Origin of the sequence: Marinobacter daepoensis DSM 16072 (genome assembly GCF_000421165.1) — a bacterium.
GTDB lineage: Bacteria > Pseudomonadota > Gammaproteobacteria > Pseudomonadales > Oleiphilaceae > Marinobacter > Marinobacter daepoensis.
Map to the genome: position 1 here is coordinate 547,162 of NZ_ATWI01000008.1, position 22,041 is coordinate 569,202.

General features: G+C 57.1%; 22 protein-coding genes. 14 read left to right on the forward strand and 8 right to left on the reverse strand.

Annotated features, from left to right (window positions below; translation table 11 throughout):
* Positions 1-89: 89 nt before the first annotated feature.
* The 5 genes from hflX (at position 90) to K325_RS0103135 (ending at position 6,282) form a co-directional block, all read left to right on the forward strand.
* On the forward strand, positions 90-1,397 hold the full coding sequence (hflX, locus tag K325_RS0103110) for a ribosome rescue GTPase HflX (protein ID WP_029652794.1): 1,308 nt from the start codon (positions 90-92) through the stop codon (positions 1,395-1,397).
* Positions 1,398-1,475: 78 nt separating this feature from the next.
* The gene (gene hflK, locus K325_RS0103115) at positions 1,476-2,660 is read left to right on the forward strand and encodes an FtsH protease activity modulator HflK (RefSeq protein ID WP_029652795.1); all 1,185 of its coding nucleotides are present in this window, start codon (positions 1,476-1,478) and stop codon (positions 2,658-2,660) included.
* Positions 2,661-2,663: 3 nt separating this feature from the next.
* On the forward strand, positions 2,664-3,539 hold the full coding sequence (hflC, locus tag K325_RS0103120) for a protease modulator HflC (RefSeq protein WP_029652796.1): 876 nt from the start codon (positions 2,664-2,666) through the stop codon (positions 3,537-3,539).
* A gap of 191 nt (positions 3,540-3,730) precedes the next feature.
* Entirely contained in the window at positions 3,731-4,912 is a 1,182-nt protein-coding gene (locus K325_RS0103130; protein WP_029652798.1) for an ATP phosphoribosyltransferase regulatory subunit, read from the forward strand.
* Positions 4,913-4,986: 74 nt separating this feature from the next.
* The gene (locus tag K325_RS0103135) at positions 4,987-6,282 is read left to right on the forward strand and encodes an adenylosuccinate synthase (RefSeq protein ID WP_029652799.1); all 1,296 of its coding nucleotides are present in this window, start codon (positions 4,987-4,989) and stop codon (positions 6,280-6,282) included.
* A gap of 79 nt (positions 6,283-6,361) precedes the next feature.
* On the opposite strand, the gene cmoB is transcribed toward K325_RS0103135, so the two are convergent.
* The 5 genes from cmoB to K325_RS0103160 are packed head-to-tail and all read right to left on the reverse strand — an operon-like array spanning position 6,362 to position 9,976.
* Complete coding sequence (gene cmoB / locus K325_RS0103140; protein ID WP_029652800.1) at positions 6,362-7,354, reverse strand: tRNA 5-methoxyuridine(34)/uridine 5-oxyacetic acid(34) synthase CmoB; 993 nt, start codon at positions 7,352-7,354, stop codon at positions 6,362-6,364.
* A 25-nt stretch (positions 7,355-7,379) separates the two neighbouring features.
* On the reverse strand, positions 7,380-8,132 hold the full coding sequence (gene cmoA / locus K325_RS0103145; RefSeq protein ID WP_029652801.1) for a carboxy-S-adenosyl-L-methionine synthase CmoA: 753 nt from the start codon (positions 8,130-8,132) through the stop codon (positions 7,380-7,382).
* On the reverse strand, positions 8,125-8,505 hold the full coding sequence (locus tag K325_RS0103150; protein ID WP_029652802.1) for a PA3694 family proteiin: 381 nt from the start codon (positions 8,503-8,505) through the stop codon (positions 8,125-8,127). Before K325_RS0103150 ends, cmoA begins: the two co-directional genes overlap by 8 nt.
* A 20-nt stretch (positions 8,506-8,525) precedes the next feature.
* Positions 8,526-9,548: a serine/threonine protein kinase gene (locus K325_RS0103155; protein ID WP_051146543.1), complete on the reverse strand. Its 1,023-nt coding sequence runs from the start codon at positions 9,546-9,548 to the stop codon at positions 8,526-8,528.
* 5 nt (positions 9,549-9,553) lie between these two features.
* Positions 9,554-9,976, reverse strand: a complete 423-nt coding sequence (locus K325_RS0103160) for a hypothetical protein (protein ID WP_029652804.1) — start codon at positions 9,974-9,976, stop codon at positions 9,554-9,556.
* 123 nt (positions 9,977-10,099) lie between these two features.
* Here K325_RS0103160 and K325_RS0103165 point away from each other — a divergent pair, with 123 nt between their 5' ends.
* Positions 10,100-11,206, forward strand: coding sequence for an NAD(P)/FAD-dependent oxidoreductase (locus K325_RS0103165; protein WP_029652805.1), 1,107 nt, complete (start codon positions 10,100-10,102; stop codon positions 11,204-11,206).
* On the opposite strand, the gene K325_RS0103170 is transcribed toward K325_RS0103165, so the two are convergent.
* Positions 11,207-11,824 carry a ComF family protein gene (locus tag K325_RS0103170; protein ID WP_228128378.1) on the reverse strand — a complete coding sequence of 206 codons (618 nt, stop codon included), beginning with the start codon at positions 11,822-11,824 and terminating at the stop codon, positions 11,207-11,209.
* A 165-nt stretch (positions 11,825-11,989) separates the two neighbouring features.
* On the opposite strand from K325_RS0103170, the gene bioB reads away from it, so the two are divergent.
* The 8 genes from bioB (at position 11,990) to K325_RS0103210 (ending at position 20,804) form a co-directional block, all read left to right on the forward strand.
* Positions 11,990-13,048, forward strand: a complete 1,059-nt coding sequence (gene bioB / locus K325_RS0103175; RefSeq protein ID WP_029652807.1) for a biotin synthase BioB — start codon at positions 11,990-11,992, stop codon at positions 13,046-13,048.
* A 6-nt stretch (positions 13,049-13,054) separates the two neighbouring features.
* A complete protein-coding gene (gene bioF, locus K325_RS0103180; protein ID WP_029652808.1) occupies positions 13,055-14,239 on the forward strand; it encodes an 8-amino-7-oxononanoate synthase in 1,185 nt (394 codons plus the stop codon).
* Positions 14,236-15,078 carry a malonyl-ACP O-methyltransferase BioC gene (gene bioC, locus K325_RS0103185; RefSeq protein WP_029652809.1) on the forward strand — a complete coding sequence of 281 codons (843 nt, stop codon included), beginning with the start codon at positions 14,236-14,238 and terminating at the stop codon, positions 15,076-15,078. The genes bioF and bioC overlap by 4 nt, the downstream gene beginning before the upstream one ends.
* 41 nt (positions 15,079-15,119) lie before the next feature.
* Positions 15,120-15,824: a dethiobiotin synthase gene (bioD, locus tag K325_RS0103190; RefSeq protein WP_029652810.1), complete on the forward strand. Its 705-nt coding sequence runs from the start codon at positions 15,120-15,122 to the stop codon at positions 15,822-15,824.
* Positions 15,825-15,875: 51 nt separating this feature from the next.
* A complete protein-coding gene (locus K325_RS0103195; RefSeq protein WP_029652811.1) occupies positions 15,876-16,121 on the forward strand; it encodes a flagellar basal body rod C-terminal domain-containing protein in 246 nt (81 codons plus the stop codon).
* A 10-nt stretch (positions 16,122-16,131) separates the two neighbouring features.
* On the forward strand, positions 16,132-16,746 hold the full coding sequence (locus tag K325_RS0103200) for a putative metalloprotease CJM1_0395 family protein (RefSeq protein ID WP_029652812.1): 615 nt from the start codon (positions 16,132-16,134) through the stop codon (positions 16,744-16,746).
* Between the two features lie 245 nt (positions 16,747-16,991).
* Positions 16,992-18,791, forward strand: coding sequence for an acyl-CoA dehydrogenase C-terminal domain-containing protein (locus K325_RS0103205; protein WP_029652813.1), 1,800 nt, complete (start codon positions 16,992-16,994; stop codon positions 18,789-18,791).
* A gap of 222 nt (positions 18,792-19,013) precedes the next feature.
* On the forward strand, positions 19,014-20,804 hold the full coding sequence (locus tag K325_RS0103210) for an acyl-CoA dehydrogenase C-terminal domain-containing protein (protein WP_029652814.1): 1,791 nt from the start codon (positions 19,014-19,016) through the stop codon (positions 20,802-20,804).
* Positions 20,805-20,898: 94 nt separating this feature from the next.
* On the opposite strand, the gene K325_RS0103215 is transcribed toward K325_RS0103210, so the two are convergent.
* Positions 20,899-21,534 carry an endonuclease gene (locus K325_RS0103215; protein WP_029652815.1) on the reverse strand — a complete coding sequence of 212 codons (636 nt, stop codon included), beginning with the start codon at positions 21,532-21,534 and terminating at the stop codon, positions 20,899-20,901.
* Between the two features lie 189 nt (positions 21,535-21,723).
* Positions 21,724-21,987 carry a hypothetical protein gene (locus tag K325_RS0103220; RefSeq protein ID WP_029652816.1) on the reverse strand — a complete coding sequence of 88 codons (264 nt, stop codon included), beginning with the start codon at positions 21,985-21,987 and terminating at the stop codon, positions 21,724-21,726.
* Between the last annotated feature and the right edge of the window lie 54 nt (positions 21,988-22,041).

Below are 22,041 nucleotides of genomic sequence, written 5' to 3' on the forward strand. Positions count from 1 at the left end.
GCCTGTATTTTCAGGTTTTTGCACCCGCATCCAGGAGGGCCCCGAGCCTGAATGGTCGCGGGTGTTTGTGTTTATGGAGTTGAAGAAACTTGTTTGAGCGTCCAGACGTCGGAGAACGCGCGGTTCTCGTTCACATAGATTTTACTGCCCATGAGGATACCGAGGATACCGAGGATCCCGGCGAATTCCGGGAGCTGGTGACGTCCGCTGGCGTTGATCCCGTGGTCAGTGTCACCGGCACCCGCAAGCAGCCAAGCCCGCGATTGTTTGTCGGAGAGGGAAAGCTTGAGGAAATCCGGGACGCCGTTGCCGCTTCTGAGGCCGATGTCGTCTTGTTCAATCATGCCCTCAGTCCGAGCCAGGAGCGCAACATTGAGCGGGAGTTGAAATGCCGGGTTCTGGATCGTACCGGGGTTATTCTGGATATATTTGCTCAGCGGGCGCGTACACATGAGGGTAAGCTTCAGGTTGAGCTGGCCCAGCTGGAGCATATGTCGACCCGACTGGTGAGAGGGTGGACTCACCTTGAGCGCCAGAAAGGGGGCATTGGATTGCGCGGGCCAGGGGAAACCCAGCTCGAAACAGACCGCCGGTTGCTTCGGGAGCGCATCAAGTCCATTCACAAGCGCCTTGAAAAGGTTCGGAAGCAGCGGGACCAGGGGCGTCGAGCGCGTAAGCGGGCCGATATCCCCACCTTGTCTTTGGTCGGCTACACCAACGCAGGGAAATCTACGCTATTCAACCGGATTACCACCTCCAGTGTTTATGCGGCGGATCAGTTGTTTGCTACGCTGGATCCGACGTTGCGCCGGCTGGAACTTCCCGATATTGGCCCGGTCGTAATGGCCGATACCGTGGGGTTCATTCGTCATTTGCCTCACAAACTGGTAGAGGCGTTTCGGGCGACACTGGAAGAAACCGTTCAGGCAACCCTCTTGCTGCATGTCATCGACTGTCAGGATGGTCGGCGCGATGACAATATTGAGCAGGTCGAGGACGTTCTGGCGGAAATCGGAGCGGATGAGATTCCGGTTCTGCAGGTCTTCAATAAAATCGACCTGCTGGATGATTTTGAGCCTCGCGTTGATCGTAACGAAGAGGGCATTCCGGTGCGCGCCTGGGTATCGGCGGTAACCGGTGACGGCCTTGAGCTGTTGTTTGATGCCATTGTCGAGCGGTTGGCCGAAGATGTAGTGCACCATTTCGTGAGGTTAGGGCCGACCGACGGAAAGTTGCGGGCCTTGTTGCATGAGGCTGGCTCGGTGCTGTCCGAAGAACACTGTGACAACGGTGATTCGGTGTTGGAAATCCGGCTTCAGAACCGGGACTGGCTCCAGCTGTTGGGGCGTGCCGGTATGCGGGAAGAGGGCGTGAGCCTCGAAAACCGCGAAGTCTGAACTGCCCCTGCTATTGCCGGGGCCTTGATAAAACCCTAGTATTTGCAGCCATTCGATTAAACACGAACGGAGAGAACTATGGCCTGGAACGAACCGGGTGGAAACCGTAACGACAACGATCCCTGGGGGACCGGTGGTGGTCGTCGCGGCAATGATCAGGGGCCACCAGACCTGGATGAAGCCCTGAAAAAAGGGCTCGACAAGCTGAACCGTATGCTTGGCGGTAAAGGGGGAAGCTCCGGTAACGCTGGTGGTTCAGGCAGCAGCGCCGGAGGTTTCGGGGCCATTCTGGCACTCGCCGCTATCCTCGTCGCAGGCTATGTTATTTACCAGTCTTTCTACACGGTAGACGAGCAGGAGCGGGCCGTGGTGTTGCGGTTTGGCGAATATAACCGCACCGAAAACCCGGGTCTGCGTTTCAAGGTGCCGCTGATCGATACGGTTAACAAGGTTCGGGTAACCAGTATCCGGACGGCAGAATCCTCCGGTCAGATGCTGACTCAGGACGAGAATCTGGTCACTGTGGATTTGCAGGTGCAGTATCGGGTGGGTGATGCTCAGGCCTACGTGCTGAACGTCCGGGACTCCAATCAGGCGCTGGCTTTCGCAACAGACAGCGCGCTGCGTCACGAAGTGGGCAGCTCTTCACTGGACGACGTGTTGACGGAAGGTCGGGCTGAGCTCGCGGTTCGGGTTGAGCAGCGTTTGCAGAGTTTCCTCAAAGAATATGGCACCGGTCTTGAAATTGTACGTGTGAACGTAGAGAGCACCCAGCCGCCTGCGGCGGTGCAGGACGCGTTCCGTGAGGTTCAGCGTGCACGGGAAGATGAGCAGCGCCTGAAAGAAGAGGCAGAAACGTATCGTAACAAGATCGTTCCGGAGGCCCGAGGCCAGGCTCAGCGGATGATTGAGGAAGCGAACGCGTACAAAGAAGAAGCGATCGAGCGTGCCCGTGGTGAAACCTCTCGTTTCAACCAGTTGCTGGCAGTGTATGAGATTGCCCCGGTCGTAACGCGTGAGCGAATGTATATCCAGACGCTTGAGCAGGTGCTGGGCAACAGCAGCAAGATCTTTGTCGACACTGAAAGCAGTGGCAACATGATGTACCTGCCTTTGGACCGTCTGATGCAGGGAACGCTGCCTTCGTCTGGCAGTCGCACGTCGACCGGCAGTGGCCAGCAGGTGGATATTCAGAACCTGACCGATCAGGTGCTTCAGGAATTGCGTACCCGTCAGGACACCAATAGTCGGAGGAGCAGATAAGTTATGGGACCCAAAGGTGTAGTGGGCCTTGCAGGCGCCCTGATTGTTGTCCTGCTCGTGCTGTCCAGCGTATTTATCATTCCGGAAACCCATCGGGGCGTGAAACTGCGTTTTGGTGAGTTGGTTGAAACCAATATTCAGGCGGGGTTGCACTTTAAAGTGCCGGTCATTGATCAGATCCGTGAGTTTGATATTCGGGTGCTGACCATGGATCTGCCATCCCGTCAGTATCTGACGGTTGAGAAAAAGCCGCTGGATGTTGACTCATACGTTGCCTGGAAAATTCGCGATGTGGATCAGTTCTATCGTTCCACAGGGGGGGACGAATTCCGTGCCCAGACTTTGATTTTGTCCCGGGTGGACAACGGGCTTCGTGATGAATTCGGGGTTCGTACCATGCACGAGGTGGTTTCGGGTCAGCGAGATGAGCTGATGCATGCCCTGCGGGATCGGGTGAACGAAACCTCCGTGAAGGAGTTTGGCATTGAGGTTCTCGATATCCGGGTCAAAGCGATCGAACTTCCGGGGCAGGTGAGTGATAACGTGTATCGGCGGATGGCGACCGAGCGACAGAAACTGGCACAGGAGTTTCGCTCCCGTGGTCAGGAGCTGGCCGAGGGGATTCGTGCTGATGCCGACCGCCAGCAAACGGTGATCCTGGCGAATGCCTTCGCGGAAGCGGAAACCACCCGAGGTGAAGGGGATGGGGAAGCTGCAAGAATCTACGCAGAATCTTATGGCTCCAATGAAGAGTTCTACAGCTTCTACCGTAGCTTGCAGGCGTATGAGAATACGTTCTCTGGCAAGGATGACATCATGGTGATCGATTCCGACAGTGACTTTATGAAGTTTTTGAAAAATCCCGCCGGCGCTAACTAAGCCGGCTGCTGCAGGAAAGCCGGAATCTTCGAGGTATTTTTGATGAACCTCGGGATTCCGGTTTTTTTGTGTCTGCCAACCGTGTAGAATTCTGGCGGTTTTGTGTCGGGTTTTTCAAACCCGATCGCCTCAATCCTGAATAGCCCCCAGACCAGCTTGGCCTGTGCGGGAAAAACGGACAACGGAATCTCATGACTGTATCTGATCGCTGGTTACTGCCTGACGGGGTAGAGGACATTCTTCCGCCGCTGGCCGGGCGAATCGAATCCTTGCGCCGAGATGTTATGGATACCTGCCAGCGCTGGGGCTACCAGCTGGTAATCCCTCCGCTGATTGAATATCTCGAATCCCTGTTTACCGGAACCGGTCACGATCTGGAACTCCAGACGTTCAAGCTGACTGACCAGCTGACCGGTCGTATGATGGGGGTTCGCGCTGACATGACCCCCCAGGCCGCGCGCATTGATGCCCATACGCTAGGGCAGGACGGTATTACCCGGTTGTGTTATGCCGGCCATGTACTGCATACCCGTCCACGCCACATGCTGACCGGGCGCACCCCCATTCAGGCGGGTTGTGAGTTGTTCGGTAGTGGCTCTGAAGCGGCTGATATCGAAGTGATCAGCCTGATGCTGGAAACGCTTCGGGTGGCGGGCCTGCCGAGGATTCACCTGGATCTGGCCCATGTCTCCATATACGAGAGCCTGATCAGTGAGGCCGGTTTTGACCGGGATACCGAGGCTGCGGTTTTTGATGCCATGGCGCGTAAGTCGGTGCCTGAGTTGGATGATATGTTGGCGGACTGTGCTGACGAATCGGCTGGTGCCCGATTGCGGCGCCTCGCTCGTGTCAGCGGCGGCCTGGAATCATTGGCAGAAGCCCGCGAAATTCTGGCGGGGGCCTCCGACGCGGTTGATGCGGCGCTGGCTCAACTGACCCGGGTTGCCGACATGCTGTCCCGGGATTACCCAGAGGTTAGTCTGGGCTTCGATTTCTGCGAGCTGCGTGGATACAACTACCACACCGGGCTGGTGTTTGCGGCATACGTACCGGGGCATGGTGAGGCGGTGGCCAAGGGTGGGCGATACGATGCTATTGGCAGTGACTTTGGGCGTGCGCGCCCGGCAACTGGCTTCAGTCTTGATATCCGGGCCCTGGTGTCGCTTGGTGAACGTCCGTTCCGTAAGGCCGGTGCTATCTGGGCGCCAGCGGACAATGACGCGGCACTGGAAAGCGCCATTTCCGGCCTGAGAATGACTGAAACGGTGATCCGGGCACTGCCGGGTGACCATGAAACGAACCCGGTTGAGCGGGGCTGTGATCGTCAACTGGTGAATCGTGACGGCAAGTGGGTGGTGGAATCCATCGCCTGAGTCGTTTTTTGTTTAATTTCCGGGGTAAATCTTCAGGGCGCGTGCTTCTGGCCCGTCTGAATTGAGAGAGAATCATGGGTAAAAACGTTGTTGTGCTGGGCACCCAGTGGGGTGATGAAGGCAAGGGCAAAATAGTTGACCTTCTGACAGACAAGGTGGCTGCCGTTGTCCGTTTTCAGGGCGGCCATAATGCCGGCCATACACTGGTCATCGAAGGTAAGAAAACGGCTCTGCACCTGATTCCATCCGGCATACTGCGGCAGGATGTCCAGTGCCTTATCGGAAACGGCGTTGTGCTGTCTCCAGAGGCGCTGCTCAAGGAGGTCCGTGAGCTGGAAGCCAATGGCGTTGCTGTTCGTGATCGTTTGAAGATCAGTCTGGCCTGCCCGATCATCCTGCGTACCCACGTTCGTATTGACCAGGCACGTGAGCGGGCCCGGGGTAACGACAAGATTGGTACGACGGGCCGTGGTATTGGTCCTGCTTATGAAGACAAGGTGTCACGTCGCGGATTGCGCCTGGGTGACTTGGCCAACCCGGCGGATTTCGAGGCCAAATTGCGGGAAATCATGTCTTATCACAACTTCGTGCTGACGGAGTACTTCAAGGAAGACGCGGAAGACATTGATGCAGCCCTGGAAGAGCTGAAGCAGATGGGCGAGGAAATCCTGCCGATGGCTGCGGATGTAACCGACATGCTGCACGATTACCGCAAGCGTGGAGAGCATATTCTGTTTGAAGGCGCTCAGGGGTCGTTGCTGGATATCGATCTGGGTACCTACCCGTATGTGACATCGTCTAATACGACGGCTGGAGGCACTGCAACGGGTTCCGGGTTTGGTCCGCTGTATCTGGACTACGTACTGGGGATTACCAAAGCCTACACGACCCGGGTCGGGTCAGGTCCGTTCCCGACGGAGCTGTTCGATGATATGGGGCAGCACCTGGCGGTTAAAGGTAATGAGGTGGGAACAACCACTGGCCGGTCTCGTCGCTGTGGCTGGTTTGATGCTGTTGCTTTGCGTCACGCTATTCAGATCAACAGCGTCTCTGGCATTTGCCTGACCAAGCTGGACGTTCTGGATGGGCTGGAGACCGTGAAAGTCTGCGTTGGTTACAAGACGCCTAATGGTGAGATTACCCGTCCGCCCATTGGCTGTGATGATTTCAATGACATCGAGCCGGTATACGAGGAGCTGCCGGGCTGGAGCGAAAGCACTGTTGGCCTGACCAGTGTGGACCAACTGCCAGATAACGCCAAGGCCTACATCCGTTTCCTGGAAGAGCAGATTGAGGCGCCCATCGACATTATTTCGACTGGCCCGGACCGGGTTGAAACCATCACCCTGCGTCACCCGTTCGGAGAGTAATTCCGGATAGAAAAAAACCGCCGAAGAATGACTCTTCCGGCGGTTTTTTTATGCCTGAATGATCTTCTTTTACAAGGGCTCAGGGTTTCTCGGCAATGATCGTTGCCCGTTTGGGGCCCGGGTATCCCTCAATGGTTCGGGATGGGTCGTTCGGGTCCAGAAAATCCGCCAGGGAGTTGAAGCGCATCCAGTCTGTTTTTCGCTGTTCGTCCGTGGTTGTGTCGCTGACATCGACCACCCGGGGATTGCGAAAGCCGGTGCGCTCCAGCCAGCGTATCAAGGTTGGGCAGCTCGGTAAGAACCAGACATTTCTCATCTGACCATAACGGTCTTCCGGCATCAGGCTGTAGCCCTCAGGGCCCTCAACGACCAGCGTTTCCAAAACCAGTTCACCGCCACGTTTCAATGTGCCTTTCAGTTCCAGAAGGTGGTCCAGAGGCGATCTTCGGTGGTACAGCACCCCCATGGAAAACGTTGTGTCGAAACACTCCATATCCGTTGGCAGGTCCTCCATTCGAACTGGAAGCAGGTCAACCGGCACGGGGCCTGAGTAATGTTTTGCCGCGAGGAACTGAAACATGAAGAGCAGCCCGGGATCGATTCCGATCACTCGCCGGGCGCCAGAACCGGCCATCCGCCAGCAGTGGTAGCCCGACCCGCAGCCAACGTCCAGAATGGTGCGGCCGCGAAGGTCGGAAAGGTGCGGGGCTACCCGCTCCCATTTCCAGTCTGACCGCCACTCGGTATCGATGACCGTGCCGAAAAAGTCGAACGGGCCTTTTCGCCAGGGCATCAGGCCCCGGAGTCCGCTTTCAAGACTTGCGCGGGTCTCGGCATCCAGCGCGTCCGGGTGGCTCAGGGTAACCGCCGGCTGGTTCAGATCGGCTATGGCCCCGGGGATGGCCGGCAGGCTGTCCAGCGCGCTCTGCCAGCGCTCCATGTCGCCGTGTGGGTTTTCATCGAACCTGCGTGTCAGTTGGGTGGTAAGAGTCTCTGCCCAGCCCGACTGGCCGGCGTCAGTCAGGTGGGTGAGTACAGGATTGAAGTGTTTTCGCCAGTCAAACTTTGCCATTGTCCGTGTGTCTTGTTGAAAGGGGTCAGGGAGCCTTGATTGCCAGCATCGAAACAAAGTTGAAGCACTGGTACCAAACCAGCACCTGGTCAAACCCGGCCTGTTCCAGGCGAGCCTTATGATCTGCCAGAGTCTCCGGGATCATAACGTTCTCGATGGCGGCGCGTTTCTGGCTGATTTCCAGATCGGAGTAGCCGTTGGCCCGCTTGAACTCATGGTGCAGGTGGGTCTGGACCGCCTGCTCTGTGTCAGACCCGAACCGGATCTTTTCAGACAGGATCAGTACCCCGCCAGGCACGGTAGCCTGGCCAATCCGGGTTAACAGGCCCAGTCGCTCCGCCGGTGGCACGAATTGCAGAGTGAAGTTCAGCGTTGTGACTGAGGCCGTGCTCAGCTCGGTCGTCAGAATGTCTTCACAGCGAAGCGTGACGGGCAGGTCATGGTCGTCCAGTGCGACGTAGTGTTCGCACCGTTCAATCATTGCTTCAGAGTTATCGACTCCAACCAGTGTGCAGTCCGGATGGGGAATGCCGTGGCGCATTGCCAGAGTGGAGGCGCCCAGGGAGCAGCCCAGGTCATAGCAATGGGTGCCCGGTTGCACGTATTGTTCAGTGATCACCTCGATCATCGGGATGATGGTGGTGTAACCGGGGACGGACCGCCGGATCATGTCGGGAAAGACGCGGGCAACCGAGGCGTCAAACCGGAAGTCTTCGGGATTGCGTTCGGTTGCGAACAGGCGGTCTGTCACCTGCTCGGGCGCCTTCTTGTTACTCATGGCTGGCTCCGGCATCGCGTTCACCAGTGGCTGGCGAGGCGGGATCCCGGTTTGTAGGGGAAGGACGTGAACAGCGTACGCCTCGGTTTTTGTAATCGACCAGAATGCCACGGAAGGATGGATCGACGTCGGCTGCAATAGCCAGGTAGCCATTTTCGCAGATGGCGTGCAATTCTGAAGACTTCCGGGACATTCGGAAGGCCTCGCCCGGTTTTACGTGGATGGCCGTAAACTCTCCCACAGGTACGTGATCCTTGTTGTCGGAATGATCAATCCGGCCAGACGCTTCCAGTACCAGAACCGTGCCTACGATGGCGGCAATGCCAGTAACAATCAGGCTTTTGGCTGTGAAGCGCCGTTCGTTATCACTCATGGATACCTCGTTTCAGAAATTCAGAATTGTCCGGGCAGGCTGATGGCTGGTTCCTGCAGTGCAGCCAGTTGTTCTCTCAACGACAGAATCTGGTCTGACCAGAAGCGGGGTTGGGAGAACCAGGGAAAGAATCTCGGGAAGGCGGGGTCTTCCCACCGTCGGGCCAGCCAGGCGCAATGAGCTATCTGCCGATAGCATCGCAGTGGTTCGATGAGGTGGCGTTCTCGCCGGTTGAAGTCGCGGAACATCTCATAGCCTTCAAGCAATTCGCCAAGCTGTGCACCCCGTTCCGCGGGTTCTCCGTTCAGCAAGAGCCACATATCCTGAACAGCGGGGCCAGTGCGACAGTCATCCAGATCGACAAAGAGCATGGTCTCGTCGCGGCAAAGGATATTGCCGGCGTGACAGTCGCCGTGGATTCTGAGTGTGTCCACGGGGCCAGCGTCGGAAACTCGCTCTCGACAATGGGTTATCAGGTCTGGGATCAGCGTATTCCAGGCAGGTTTCAGATCATCTGGAATCCAGCCTCCCTCAATCAGAAACTGGTGGTTCTGCTCCAGGCCTGCCACCAGATCGAACGCCGGACGATGCTGAAAGTTTTTCACTGCGCCAGTGTTGTGCATCTGTCCCAGCCACTGACCAAGCCGATAAAGCGTGTCGGTTACGCTGGTGTCCGGTGCTTGCCCGCCTCGTTGAGGGAAGACCGCGAACCTGAATTGGTCATGCACCCCGAGGGACTGCCCATCCGGCAGGAGTATCGGTGCGACAACGGGAATACCGGCTTCTTGCAGTGAAAGGGTGAACTCATGCTCTTCCAGGATGGCCGCGTCAGACCAGCGCCCCGGGCGGTAAAATTTGGCGATGACGGGGGGCGCATCCTCCAGGCCAACCTGGTAAACCCTGTTTTCATAACTATTCAGGGCAAAGAGCCGGCCGCTGACACGAAACCCTGCTATTTCAATGGCGTCCAGAATGACTTCTGGTGTCAGAGTGTCATAGGGGTGAGAGGCATTGGTAATGATTTCGGGAGGCTCAGGTTGCATAGTGCTCAAAATGTGGAGTCATATCGGGATTTCATGGACTGCAGATGATACCAGTTTTCGTCCAGCTCCCAGCGGACACGGTGGACCCGCCCCGTTGCCAGGACAATATCTCCAGCCCTGGCCTGCACCTGGGCCAGGTCGCGTTCGGCTTTCTGCCAGTCGCGGTGTGTATCCGCCAAGTGGCGCATGCCGGGAAATACCGCAGTCAAAGCTTTCTGGGTGGATACCGAATGGGAGCGCAGGGAACTGATCACTGCGGTATCCCCCTCAACTCTGAGGACGCGATGTTGGTACGGGTAACTGGCAACCATCCTGTCTTCTTTCAGTTGTGCGTTCAGATGAGTTACTTCAAACCCTCGCCAGCCAATCCAGCCAACAAAAAGGGCGGCAACGACCATCACGGTAATAAACTGTTTCCTGTCAGACATCGCCAAGCTCCATGCGTTCCATCTGTCTCCGGGCAAGTATAACGGTTCTTTGCAGGGAGGTAATGCAACAGGTGTTGATCTGAGGTAATTTCCGGCTTTGAGGACGGCACAGAGGAAGCGGGAGTGAATCAGGATCAGTTCAGTGTGGAAACCGTGGTGATTGGTGCCGGGGTGGTCGGCCTTGCCATTGCCCGGGCATTGGCTCGCCACGGGCGGGAGGTGCTGGTGCTGGAGGCCGGTTCTACCGCAGGTGAGGGAATATCCTCCCGTAACAGCGAAGTCATTCATGCGGGGATTTACTATCCCACAGACTCTCTGAAAGCCCGGCTCTGTGTGAGTGGTCGGCAGGCTTTGTATGACTATTGCGTTGATCACCATGTGGCACATCAGGCCTGTGGCAAGTGGATTATTGCCAGCGATCAGGGGCAGGCTGAACGTTTGGGTGTTCTTGAGTCCCAGGCCAGATTCAATGGTGTTCCTCTGGAACAACATGACTGTGCCGGGCTCAGGCGTTTTCTGCCGGGAGTCCGGGCTTGTGCGGGGCTCTGGTCTCCTGAAACCGGCATTATCGACAGTCATGGTCTGATGCTGGCGCTGCAGGGTGAGTTGGAGGATGCTGGCGGACAGGTGGTGTTGAATAGTCCGGTGAGGTCGGCAGAAACCGGCCCCCGAGGCCATACTCTGACGGTGGGAGGGAATGTCCGGTTGACGGCCCGGGAGGTGGTGAACGCGGCGGGTCTGGGGGCTCCTGCCCTTGCCAGGGCCTGGCTAGGATTGCCCGAGGAAAACCAGCCCCGGCAATGGTTGGCGAGGGGCGTCTATTTCAGCCTCAGTGGCCGGCACCCGTTTGATTCACTGATCTATCCTCTGCCGGAACCCGGGGGGCTGGGTATCCACCTGACGCTTGATCTGGCCGGCCAGGCCCGGTTTGGCCCGGATGTTGAGTGGATCAAGGAGGAAAGCTATCGGGTTGACCCCGCCCGGGCCCGACGTTTTGCTGAGAGTGTCAGGCAGTGGTGGCCGGCTCTGGATGAGGCCCGTCTGCAACCCGCCTATGCGGGTATAAGGCCGAAACTGGCCGGCCCCGGGAGCGGGTTTTCCGACTTCCGGATTGAGGGCCCGGAGGCCCATGGCCTTGAAGGGCTCGTGAACCTGTTCGGGATTGAATCCCCTGGTCTCACCTCCTGTCTGGCGATTGCCGGGCACGTCGTTGAAAAACTCTCTCCCTGATTACCCCGGCGTCCTCGCCAGCGCCCAGATCTGTATGTCTTCAGCGCCGGCCTCTGCGAGCACGGAGGCAATGGCTCTGGCGGTGGCGCCTGTGGTCACTACGTCATCAACGATTGCCACCCGTGCGGGAATCGGAGCCGTGACCTCAAACAGACCCCGGAGGTTTGCCAGGCGCCCCGCGCGGTCCAGTTGCCTTTGGGCCTGAACCCGACGGGTTCGTCTTATAGCGCTGGAAAACACCTCTGGACGACCGTGCCGCCTGGATACGGCTTCGGCAATGTCCTGAGCCTGGTTGAACCCGCGGTGCCACCGCCGGGCCCAGTGCATCGGGGCCGGAATCAGGGCCTCGGGCCACTCATTCTGTGCCAGGTTATTTTCAAGGTAGTCTGAGAATCCCGCCAGCAGCGGGCGCGCAAACCGGTGTTGGCCATGGTACTTGTAACGCCCGATCATGCCGTCCACCGGAAACTGGTAACGCCAGGGGATGAGTGAGCGGGTGTATGGAGGAGGATCGCTCAGGCACTCCCCGCAGCGCTGGTCAGGAAGGCTGAAGGGGAGTGGCAGTGCGCAGACGCGGCATGCGTACCGATTGGCGGGCAGGTCGTTCCTGCAATCCACGCAGATTCCATGTTGCGCAGGCGTTGAGAGGCAGGTGACGCAGCGCCCTGCGCTCGCCTCGCTGTTAACCTTTCGTCTTGCCAAGGTTGACAGGATGTTCAGTCCGTTTATCATCGCGGTTTATCCGTAAACCAAAAAACCGGCAAAGGTTAACAGGACTCTGATATGACTGCCACCACCACTCGCCACGACTGGACACTTCAGGAAGCTCGCGGGCTTTTCAGTCTTCCATTCAACGACCTGTTGTTTCGTGCTCAGAGCGTCCACCGGGAGTATTTCGACCCCAATGAAGTTCAGGTAAGTACCTTGCTTTCAATCAAAACGGGCGCCTGCCCGGAGGACTGCAAGTACTGTCCCCAGAGCGGCCATTACAACACCGGGCTCGAAAAGGAAAAGCTGCTGGAGATTGAAAAGGTCGTGGCCGAGGCGCGTGTGGCGAGGGAAAAGGGAGCGTCCCGGTTCTGTATGGGGGCAGCGTGGCGGAGTCCGTCGAAGAAAGATATGCCCTACGTTCTGGATATGGTGCGGCAGGTGAAATCTCTGGGGCTGGAAACCTGCATGACACTTGGAATGCTCAAGGAGGAAGAGGCCCGGGAACTGGCAGAGGCCGGACTGGACTATTACAACCATAATCTGGATACCTCAGAAAAGTTCTACAACCACATCATCACGACCCGCACCTATCAGGATCGACTGGAGACGCTCGATAACGTGCGTAAAGCCGGTATGAAGGTTTGTTGTGGCGGTATTCTGGGCATGGGAGAGGACGAAGACGATCGGGTAGGGCTTCTGGTTCAGCTGGCCAACCTGCCTCAGCATCCTGAAAGCGTGCCGGTCAATATGCTCGTGAAGGTAAAAGGTACACCGCTCGAAGATGTCGAGGATCTTGATCCGTTTGACTTCATTCGGATGATTGCGGTGGCCCGGCTCATGATGCCGGCTTCCCATGTTCGTCTGTCAGCCGGTCGCGAACAGATGAATGAGCAGATGCAGGCGCTGTGTTTCATGGCGGGCGCCAACTCCATTTTCTACGGTGAGAAGCTGCTGACTACCTCCAACCCTGAAGCCGATGCAGACATGCAGTTGTTCCGTAAGCTGGGTATCCGTCCGGAGCAGCGAGAGCAGTGTGCAACCGAAGAACAGGAGGAAGAGGCTCTCGCTGAGGCGGTCGAGTATGAGGCAACCCGGCACCTGTTCTACGATGCAACCCGCGAGTCGGCATAATCTGGCATGCGTGATTTCGCCCAGGAAATAGAACAGCGCAAACTGGCCGGGCTTTACCGGAGTCGACGGCTGGTCTCTGGGCCGCAGCAGCCGACACTGGTGGCGGACGGAAAGGCTCTGTTGTCGTTCTGCAGTAACGACTACCTCGGTTTGGCCAATAATCCCGAAATCATTGGTGCAATGACAAGTTCGTTGCCAGACGTGGGAGTTGGGGGGGCGGCTTCTCACCTTGTGTGCGGGCATCACGAAGCCCACCACCACCTTGAACAGCGTTTGGCGATGTTCACCGGGCGCAGCGCCGCGCTGTTTTTCTCGACGGGGTATATGGCCAACCTGGGGGTTATCTCCGCACTGGCTGGTCGTGGTGATACGGTATTCTCGGACCGCCTGAATCATGCCTCAATTATCGACGGCTGCATTCTGAGCCGGGCAAAGGTGCAGCGCTATCCACACGGCGATGTGGCTGCACTGGAAGCCATGTTGGCAGCGACTTCCGGCCACAAGCTGGTTGTCACCGATGGCGTTTTCAGTATGGACGGTGATATTGCTCCGCTCCGGGAGTTGGCTCGGGTCTGTCGGTGCCATGACGCCCTTCTGGTGGTGGACGATGCCCACGGCCTTGGTGTTCTGGGACCTCAGGGGCGAGGCAGTGTCGCCGAGGCCGGGCTATCTGAAGAGGAAGTGCCGGTGTTGGTTGGCACCCTTGGTAAAGGCATTGGAACCTCCGGGGCCTTTGTTGCCGGATCGGAAGTGTTGATTGATTATCTGGTGCAGAAGGCGCGGACTTATATCTACACAACTGCCATGCCACCTGCATTGGCTGTGGCTACCTGTGCCAGCCTGGATGTTGTCGAGCGCGACGGCCAACGGCGATCGCACCTTGAAGGTCTGATCCGGAAATTCAGGGCCGGAGCCCAGGCGTTGGGATATGAACTCATGCCGTCGCGCACCCCCATTCAGCCGGTCATGATCGGAGATAACTGGGCTGCGTTAGCCCTGAGCCAGTCACTTGAAGCGCAAGGGGTGCTCGTAACCGCCATTCGGCCACCGACTGTTCCGGAGGGTGAGGCTCGGTTGAGGGTTACCCTCAGTGCCGGCCACAGTGAAAGGGACGTCGATCTGTTGCTGCAGGCGCTTGCGAAGAGCCGCCCGATACTAAGTGGCGGCGGGGCCGGGAAGCCAGCAATATGACCATCTACACGCGAATCGAGCCTACGAGTCCGGTTGAGGGCGGGACCGGCAGCAAACAGTCTATTGCGCGCGGCTTCGGTGGTGCCAGTGGGACCTACGATAACGCTTCCCGCCTTCAGAAAGTCATGGGCGATGCCATGTGCGCTGAACTCGCGGGAGCTTTTGCGCCGCGATCCGTTCTCGATCTGGGCTGCGGAACCGGTTGGTTTACCCGTAAGTTGCTTGAACAATACCCTGACGCGACAGTAACCGGAGCGGACCTTTCGCCTGGCATGTTAGTCCGGGCCTCCGGGGGCAGCCCGGAGTCAATTTCCTGGCTGCAAGCCGATGCAGAACAACTTCCGCTGGCGGATAGCAGCGTCGATCTGATCTTCAGCAATCTGATGATTCAGTGGAGCGCCAGGCCAGAAAAGATCCTTCGGGAGTGTCTCAGAATCCTCAGGCCTGGGGGGCGATTAGCCATTTCTACATTGCTCGACGGCACCTTGTCGGAACTGAAGCAAGCCTGGGCCGAGGCCGATCCGGGCAGGGCTCATGTTAACCGGTTTGTTCCAGAAGCTCAGTGGCAAGGCCTGGTCAAGTCGGTTTTGCCGGGTGCGGCGCAGGTTACAGAAACCATTGTCTTGCCTTATCGGTCGCCAATGCACCTCAATCGTGAACTAAAAGAGCTTGGAGCGGTGTTCAAAGGGGAAGAGCGTCGGCGAACGGTAACGGCACCTGGCCGCTTTCGGTCGATGTGTCGAGCCTATCCCACTCATTCTGATGGCCTGGTGTCAGCAAGTTATCTGGCAGGGTGGATCTATTGGCGAAAGTGGCTTCCCGAAGAAGGTCAGAGGTGAGTGACTCCGCCCTCGGCTGGTACTACTTAGAGGAAAGGTAAATGGCTAAACGCTCATTTTTCGTAACAGGCACCGACACAGGGGTCGGCAAAACCATTGTTTCTGCCGCCATTCTTGAAGCCGCCAAAGCAGCGGGTAAGCGAACCCTCGCTATGAAGCCCATCGCCTCAGGGTGCGACCAGACACCGGAGGGCCTGAGAAACGAGGACGCTCTGATGTTGCAAGCCGCGATGACAGAAACCTTGCCGTATGAGACCATCAATCCCATCGCTCTTGAGCCTGCCATTGCTCCCCACGTGGCTGCACAACAGGCGGGAAAGCAGGTCACCGCTCAGCGGATTGTCGGTTTCTGTCGTGGCATGCAGATCCGCCCTGCGGATCTGATGCTGATCGAAGGGGCTGGAGGGTGGCGTGTGCCACTCAACGATCGGGAAACCTACGCGGTTGTCGCTGGCGAACTGAGGTTGCCGGTGATACTGGTTGTCCCCCTGAAGCTTGGGTGCATCAGCCACGCCATGCTGACGGCTGAAGCTGTACGTGCCGATGGATTGTCCGTGGCAGGGTGGGTGGGCAATCGTCCCGAAGAGCAGGTGATGAACTGCGAAAAAGACACCCTGAACTACCTGTCCACCCACCTGAATGCGCCTTGTCTTGGCGTGCTCCCATGGCTGGATGGCGTTGACCATGCCGCCAAGCCTGCGGTTCTCTCACGGTATATGAATATTGCGCCGTTGATTGAAAATTAACCAGTCTTGTGCGTTAATTGAGTCAACGATTTGTCATTGGGATGGCTGGTCATGATCAATAACACGCTTGCTGTCGGGGTTCAGGGAATTCAGGATGGTATGGCCGGTATGGAAAATGCCGCCCGGAAAATTGCCCGAGGCGGCGTTGACGGCCCTCAGGGAACCGCAGAAGGCGCCGGTGATTTGATTGAGTCTATGGTTGACCTCCGGTTATACGAGCGCAGTGTCGAGGCTTCGGCTCAGGTCGTTAAAACTGCGGATGAAACCCTGGGCACCCTGCTGGACATCCGGGCCTGAGTCAGGTCCCGTGAACGTCTTATCCGCAATCCACCCCTTCTTTTCGGGTTCTCCCTCCGGTGTTTCTGGTCCGGGCAGAGAGTCCGGCCAGTCCGATGAAACGCCGCGCACCGAACACCGTGATCAATCGCAAGGCCTGACGGACGATGATCTGAAACAGTTGGCGGAGCTCAAGGCCCGTGACCGGGAGGTCCGTGCGCACGAAGCGGCTCATCAGGCTGTGGGTGGCCAATACGCAGGTGCCATGTCTTTCACCTACCAGCGAGGCCCGGATGGGGCTCAGTACGCGGTAGGTGGCGAAGTCCCTATCGATGTTTCCCCCGTGGCTGGAGATCCACAGGCCACCATTGAAAAAATGCGCGTGGTGCGAGCTGCGGCGATGGCACCGGCGCAGCCTTCAGGTCAGGACCGTGCGGTCGCTGCCCAGGCCATGCAAGTCATGCTGCAAGCACAGGCAGAACTGGCCGCGGGTGAAGGAAGCTCCCGGGACGGTGGCCGGGTTGAAGGCGACGAACCGGATGCGGGGAACTCCCGTTCCCGTGAGGTGGCGGAGCGGTACCGCTTGGTTTCCGCGATCAACAGCGATGGTCTCTACACCAATTCCGTGACTTCCCTTTTTGCCTGAGTAACCCGCGCCTTTCCTGGCTGGTGCCGGTCAGAGGTGAGGTTCAGCTCTCTCAAAATTCCCCGATCGAACACAAAATCAACACAAATTTCCGCAAGCCTATTGACAATTCTGTGCCTCAAAACGTATGTTTCAAACAAGTGTTTAATTAAGGCCGTGATGCAGTGCGTCATGGTGTCTGAGCAAACCCAAGGCCAAAAGCTGTCAACCTGTTTCAGCTGAGACCTAGAACCGAGGTGGATTCCATGCCTGAATACAAAGCGCCCCTGCGTGACATTAAATTCGTAATGAACGAGCTGCTGAACAGCGAGCAGCACTACGCCAGTCTGGACGGTGCCGACGATGCAACGCCGGATATGGTCGATGCTATTATCCAGGAAGGTGCGAAGTTCTGTGAGCAGGTGCTGTCTCCGCTGAACCAGGTAGGTGATCAGGAAGGCTGCACCTGGAGTGAAGACGGGGTGAAAACACCGACCGGCTTCAAAGAAGCTTACCAGCAGTACGTCGAAGGTGGATGGCCGTCCATGACTGCCGACACCAACTACGGTGGCCAGGGTCTGCCTCACTCCATCGGCCTGGTGGTCAGTGAAATGGTAGGTACCTCCAACTGGTCCTGGGGCATGTACCCCGGACTGAGCCATGGTGCCACCAACACTATTGAAGCCCACGGTACGGAAGAACAGAAGCAGACTTACCTGACCAAACTGATCAGCGGCGAATGGACTGGCACCATGTGCCTGACCGAGCCGCATTGTGGTTCTGATCTGGGTACCCTGCGCACCAAGGCTGAACCGAATGCAGACGGCACATACAGCATCACGGGTACCAAGATCTTTATCTCTGCCGGTGAGCATGACATGGCCGAGAATATTGTTCACATCGTGCTGGCCCGTCTGCCGGGGGCGCCGGAAGGTACCAAAGGTATCTCACTGTTCATCGTTCCCAAGCAGTTGCCGAACGAAGACGGTTCTGCCGGTGAGCGTAATGCCGTTTCCTGTGGTTCTCTGGAACACAAGATGGGGATTCACGGTAACGCCACTTGTGTTATGAACTTTGATGGCGCCAAAGGCTGGCTGATCGGGCCTGAGAACAAAGGTCTGAACTGTATGTTCACCTTTATGAATACCGCTCGTATCGGTACTGCCATTCAGGGTCTGGGCTCAGCGGAGCTGGGCTTCCAGGGTTCACTGGCGTACGCCAAAGATCGTCTGGCGATGCGTTCCCTGAGCGGGCCCAAGAACCCGGAAGGGATTGCAGATCCGATCATTGTGCATCCGGATGTGCGCCGCATGCTGCTGACCCAGAAAGCAGTTGCCGAGGGTGCCCGTGCCCTGATTTACATGGCGGGTCAGCAGGTTGACGTGGTTCACAGCGGTAAAAACGAGGAAGATCGTAAGCACGCAGACGCTCTGTTGGGCTTCCTGACACCGATTGCCAAGGCCTTCCTGACCGAAATCGGTTACGAAGCGGCGAACCTGGGTATGCAGGTTTTCGGTGGCCATGGCTACATTGCCGAATGGGGCATGGAGCAGAACGTTCGTGACTCCCGGATTTCCATGATCTATGAAGGCACCACGGGTATTCAGGCTCTGGACCTTCTGGGTCGTAAGGTATTGATGACTCAGGGTGAGGCGCTGAAAGTCTTCACCAAGGAAGTGCACCTGTTCTGCAAGGAAAACGCAGACAACGAGCAGCTCAAGGAGTTTGTTGAGCCGCTGGCAGCGATTAACAAAGAGTGGGGCGATCTGACCATGAAAGTGGGCATGACCGCCATGAAGAACCGTGAAGAGGTTGGGGCGGCTTCTGTCGACTACCTGATGTACTCCGGTTATGCCGTGTTCGCTTACCTGTGGGCCCGCATGGCCAAGGTTGCTCTGGACAAGATGGCAGATGGCACCTCAGAAGAGATGTTCTACAACGCCAAGGTTCAGACGGCACGCTTCTACTTCAAGCGTATGTTGCCGCGTACCCGCACCCACGCAGAGACTATGCTGGCCGGTGCTGACACGCTGCTCGACATGCCGGAAGAAGCCTTCGCCCTCTAAAGCGGAGTTGCTATCTGGTTGATGCCAAGGAAAAAGCCCGATCTCCTGAAGGAGACGGGCTTTTTTCATGAGTTGGGGGAGCATTTTGAGGTAGAATGGCCCCCATAGAATAACAACCCTGTTTCGGACACATAGCCGAGCGGGTGGGCGACCGACCTCCGCGAGAAGAGGCGTGATCTTAAGCCCCCCAAGTGACTGACTGATTTTTTTGGAGAGTTTTACATGGCTGATTATCAGGCACCCCTTCGTGACATGCGTTTCGTTCTGAACGAAGTGTTTGACGCGCCTTCGTTGTGGGCGTCCTTGCCCAAAATTGCAGAAAACGTGGATCCCGACACGGCCGACGCCATTCTGGAAGAGGCTGGTAAAATCACCAGCGGCGTACTGGCACCCCTGAACCGTGAAGCGGATGAGCAGGGTTGTAAGTGGAATGAGGGTGAAGTAACCAGTCCTGAAGGCTTCAAGGAAGCCTACCAGACCATCGTTGAAGGTGGCTGGAATGGTCTGGGTGGTAACCCGGAGTTTGGTGGGATGGGTATGCCCAAGACTCTGGTCGCTCAGTTTGAAGAAATGATGCAGGGCGCCAACATGGCTTTTGGTCTGGCCCCGATGCTGACTGCAGGTGCGTGCCTGGCGCTGGATGCTCACGGCAGTCAGGAACTGAAAGAAAAATATCTGCCCAACATGTATTCCGGCGTTTGGTCTGGTGCCATGGACCTGACTGAGCCCCATGCGGGCACGGATCTGGGCATCATCCGCACCAAAGCGGAGCCGAATGGCGATGGGTCCTTCAATGTGACTGGCACCAAGATTTTTATTACCTGGGGCGAGCACGACATGGCGGAGAACATCATTCATCTGGTGTTGGCCAAGCTGCCCGACGCACCGAAGGGACCCAAAGGCATTTCCCTGTTCCTGGTGCCGAAGTTTATGGTGAATGACGATGGTTCTCTGGGCGAGCGGAATCAGTTCAGCTGCGGTTCCATTGAGAAGAAAATGGGTATCAAAGGTTCTGCCACCTGTGTGATGAACTTTGATGGCGCCAAAGGCTGGTTGGTTGGCGAAGAGAACAAAGGCCTGGCGGCCATGTTCACCATGATGAACTACGAGCGTCTGGGCGTGGGTATCCAGGGCATTGGTGCCGCAGAGGCCTCCCTGCAAAGCGCTCGGGAGTATGCCAGCGACCGCATCCAGAGCCGTGCACCGACCGGTGCCCAGCAGCCTGAAAAGGCAGCCGACCCGATTCTGGTGCATCCTGACGTGCGTCGTATGCTGATGACTATGAAGAGCTACGTTGAAGGCGGTCGTACTTTCTCGACCTATGTGGCTCAGTGGCTGGATATCTCCAAATACTCGGATAACGACGAGCAGCGCAAGCACGCTGAAGGCATGGTTGCCCTGCTGACACCGGTGGCCAAGGCTTTCCTGACCGACCGTGGCCTGGATACCACCATCATTGGCCAGCAGGTCTTCGGTGGTCACGGCTTCATCCGGGAGTGGGGGCAGGAGCAACTGGTGCGTGACTGCCGGATCACCCAGATCTATGAAGGCACCAATGGCATCCAGGCAATGGACCTGATGGGTCGTAAAGTGGTTGGCAGCCAGGGCAAGCTGTATGAACTGTTTGCCCAGGACGTTGCCGCCTTCATTGAAGCCAATAGCGGCGACGATGCCCTGCGGCCATATCTGGAGCCGCTTGCGGCTTCCTTGGAGCGTCTGTCAGACGTTACCGAGCATGTGGTGAAGCAGGCGTCTGAGAACCCCGAAGCCGTTGGTGCTGCTGCGGTGGATTACCTCGACATGTTTGGCTACACCGCGCTGGCGTACATGTGGGCAAAAGTGGTTAAAGCTGCCGCACCGAAAGCCGAAGGTGACACCTCTGGCTTCTACACCGGCAAGCTGAAAACAGCTCGTTTCTATTTCGATCGCCTGTTGCCGAAGACCGTGTCTCTGGCCGAAGGCATTCGTAGTGGTAGTGAAGCTATGATGGCGCCGGCAGCGAACGAAATCTGATCCGATTTCTGAAGCCGGAACAAAAAAGCAGGCCTTGATGGCCTGCTTTTTTATTTCTTGTTCCTGTGTTTGGAGCGGGGCTCTGGGCGAAGCATCAAAGACGCTCGATCAGCCCGGGATTCGCCACAAACGGATTCTCGTTACCCTGAATCTCGGTGACTCGCTTGTGTCGACTTAATTCCCGGTCGTCTGGCGGGTCCAATTTACTCCAGCCCTTTAACACGGGGGTTGCTCCCAGCCAGGGCAGGCCATAAGTGTCCACCATGTAAGCCATGGTGCGAGCCACATCCCCCTTCACACGCTCGGGCGGCTCAAAGAACTGGGCGCTTTCCCTGATGCCACACTCATCGGCGCCGGTGGTATCGCCCAGGTTTTCGTACCGTGCGTTGCGCCTGCGCATTTCGATGCGGGTTCTGACGGGCACCATGTTGTGGAGATCCGAGGTAATTTGCCGGTACCGGTTATCCTGGCGGCACTGGGACGCCGTCCCGCAATCCAGGGCGGTGCGAATATCGGCCAGCGGATAGATGTAGCCGTCGCTCATTACAAACCCTTTCCCGGAGAAAGCGGTGTCGCAAAAGAAAGAGGAGCCGCCTTCAGCGTAAAGGTTACCCCAGAATTCGTTGTCGATGACTTGCTGAGGGTCGCTGAAGCGAGTGTTCTGGCCAACCACCAATCCTGTGGTCAGTGTCATTGAAAGGGTAATGAAGAGAGTGGTTATTTTTTTCATATGACCGTTATACCTCACAGCACGTACCATACGCCGTGGCCAGCCAGACGACTGGTTGCTGGCGAAACGAACAGTTCGACAAAATTATGACGAACTGTTCAGTCTTTGCTGTGAAGTATGGCACAGGTGGTGTGAGACAAAAGCCCCTGTGCCGGTTCCAGTGTGGCTATTTGTTAACCAGTTAACGAACTATTTCAGTTTGTTTCGAATGTTCTGGTAGCCGGTTTTCAGCTCTTCTCCCAGTTTCTTCGCAGTTTCCCTGGCTTCATGGCTGGCGTCTTCGGCATCGTGAACGATCTGGTCAAGTTTGGTGCGAAATCGATCCCAGTCCTGTTCCAGATCGTCCCACTCATCCTTCACATCTTCCTTTGCAAGGTGCAGCTGGACCCGGGCTTCATCGCGGTATTGTTTGATCTTTTCTGACAGCTTCTTGAAATCGTCTTGCAGACTCATGGGTATGTTCCTTCCCTGATTAGGTTGGAGTTCTACAATGCGCCGGAAGTTCAA

What these genes read in the sequence shown, in the direction of transcription:
- hflK (WP_029652795.1), top strand. Translation starts at nt 1,476, where the DNA reads ATGGCCTGGAACGAACCGGGTGGAAACCGTAACGACAACGATCCCTGG.
- hflC (WP_029652796.1), top strand. Translation starts at nt 2,664, where the DNA reads ATGGGACCCAAAGGTGTAGTGGGCCTTGCAGGCGCCCTGATTGTTGTC.
- K325_RS0103130 (WP_029652798.1), top strand. Translation starts at nt 3,731, where the DNA reads ATGACTGTATCTGATCGCTGGTTACTGCCTGACGGGGTAGAGGACATT.
- K325_RS0103135 (WP_029652799.1), top strand. Translation starts at nt 4,987, where the DNA reads ATGGGTAAAAACGTTGTTGTGCTGGGCACCCAGTGGGGTGATGAAGGC.
- cmoB (WP_029652800.1), bottom strand. Translation starts at nt 7,354, where the DNA reads ATGGCAAAGTTTGACTGGCGAAAACACTTCAATCCTGTACTCACCCAC.
- cmoA (WP_029652801.1), bottom strand. Translation starts at nt 8,132, where the DNA reads ATGAGTAACAAGAAGGCGCCCGAGCAGGTGACAGACCGCCTGTTCGCA.
- K325_RS0103150 (WP_029652802.1), bottom strand. Translation starts at nt 8,505, where the DNA reads ATGAGTGATAACGAACGGCGCTTCACAGCCAAAAGCCTGATTGTTACT.
- K325_RS0103155 (WP_051146543.1), bottom strand. Translation starts at nt 9,548, where the DNA reads ATGCAACCTGAGCCTCCCGAAATCATTACCAATGCCTCTCACCCCTAT.
- K325_RS0103160 (WP_029652804.1), bottom strand. Translation starts at nt 9,976, where the DNA reads ATGTCTGACAGGAAACAGTTTATTACCGTGATGGTCGTTGCCGCCCTT.
- bioB (WP_029652807.1), top strand. Translation starts at nt 11,990, where the DNA reads ATGACTGCCACCACCACTCGCCACGACTGGACACTTCAGGAAGCTCGC.
- bioF (WP_029652808.1), top strand. Translation starts at nt 13,055, where the DNA reads ATGCGTGATTTCGCCCAGGAAATAGAACAGCGCAAACTGGCCGGGCTT.
- bioC (WP_029652809.1), top strand. Translation starts at nt 14,236, where the DNA reads ATGACCATCTACACGCGAATCGAGCCTACGAGTCCGGTTGAGGGCGGG.
- bioD (WP_029652810.1), top strand. Translation starts at nt 15,120, where the DNA reads ATGGCTAAACGCTCATTTTTCGTAACAGGCACCGACACAGGGGTCGGC.
- K325_RS0103195 (WP_029652811.1), top strand. Translation starts at nt 15,876, where the DNA reads ATGATCAATAACACGCTTGCTGTCGGGGTTCAGGGAATTCAGGATGGT.
- K325_RS0103205 (WP_029652813.1), top strand. Translation starts at nt 16,992, where the DNA reads ATGCCTGAATACAAAGCGCCCCTGCGTGACATTAAATTCGTAATGAAC.
- K325_RS0103210 (WP_029652814.1), top strand. Translation starts at nt 19,014, where the DNA reads ATGGCTGATTATCAGGCACCCCTTCGTGACATGCGTTTCGTTCTGAAC.
- K325_RS0103215 (WP_029652815.1), bottom strand. Translation starts at nt 21,534, where the DNA reads ATGAAAAAAATAACCACTCTCTTCATTACCCTTTCAATGACACTGACC.
- K325_RS0103220 (WP_029652816.1), bottom strand. Translation starts at nt 21,987, where the DNA reads ATGAGTCTGCAAGACGATTTCAAGAAGCTGTCAGAAAAGATCAAACAA.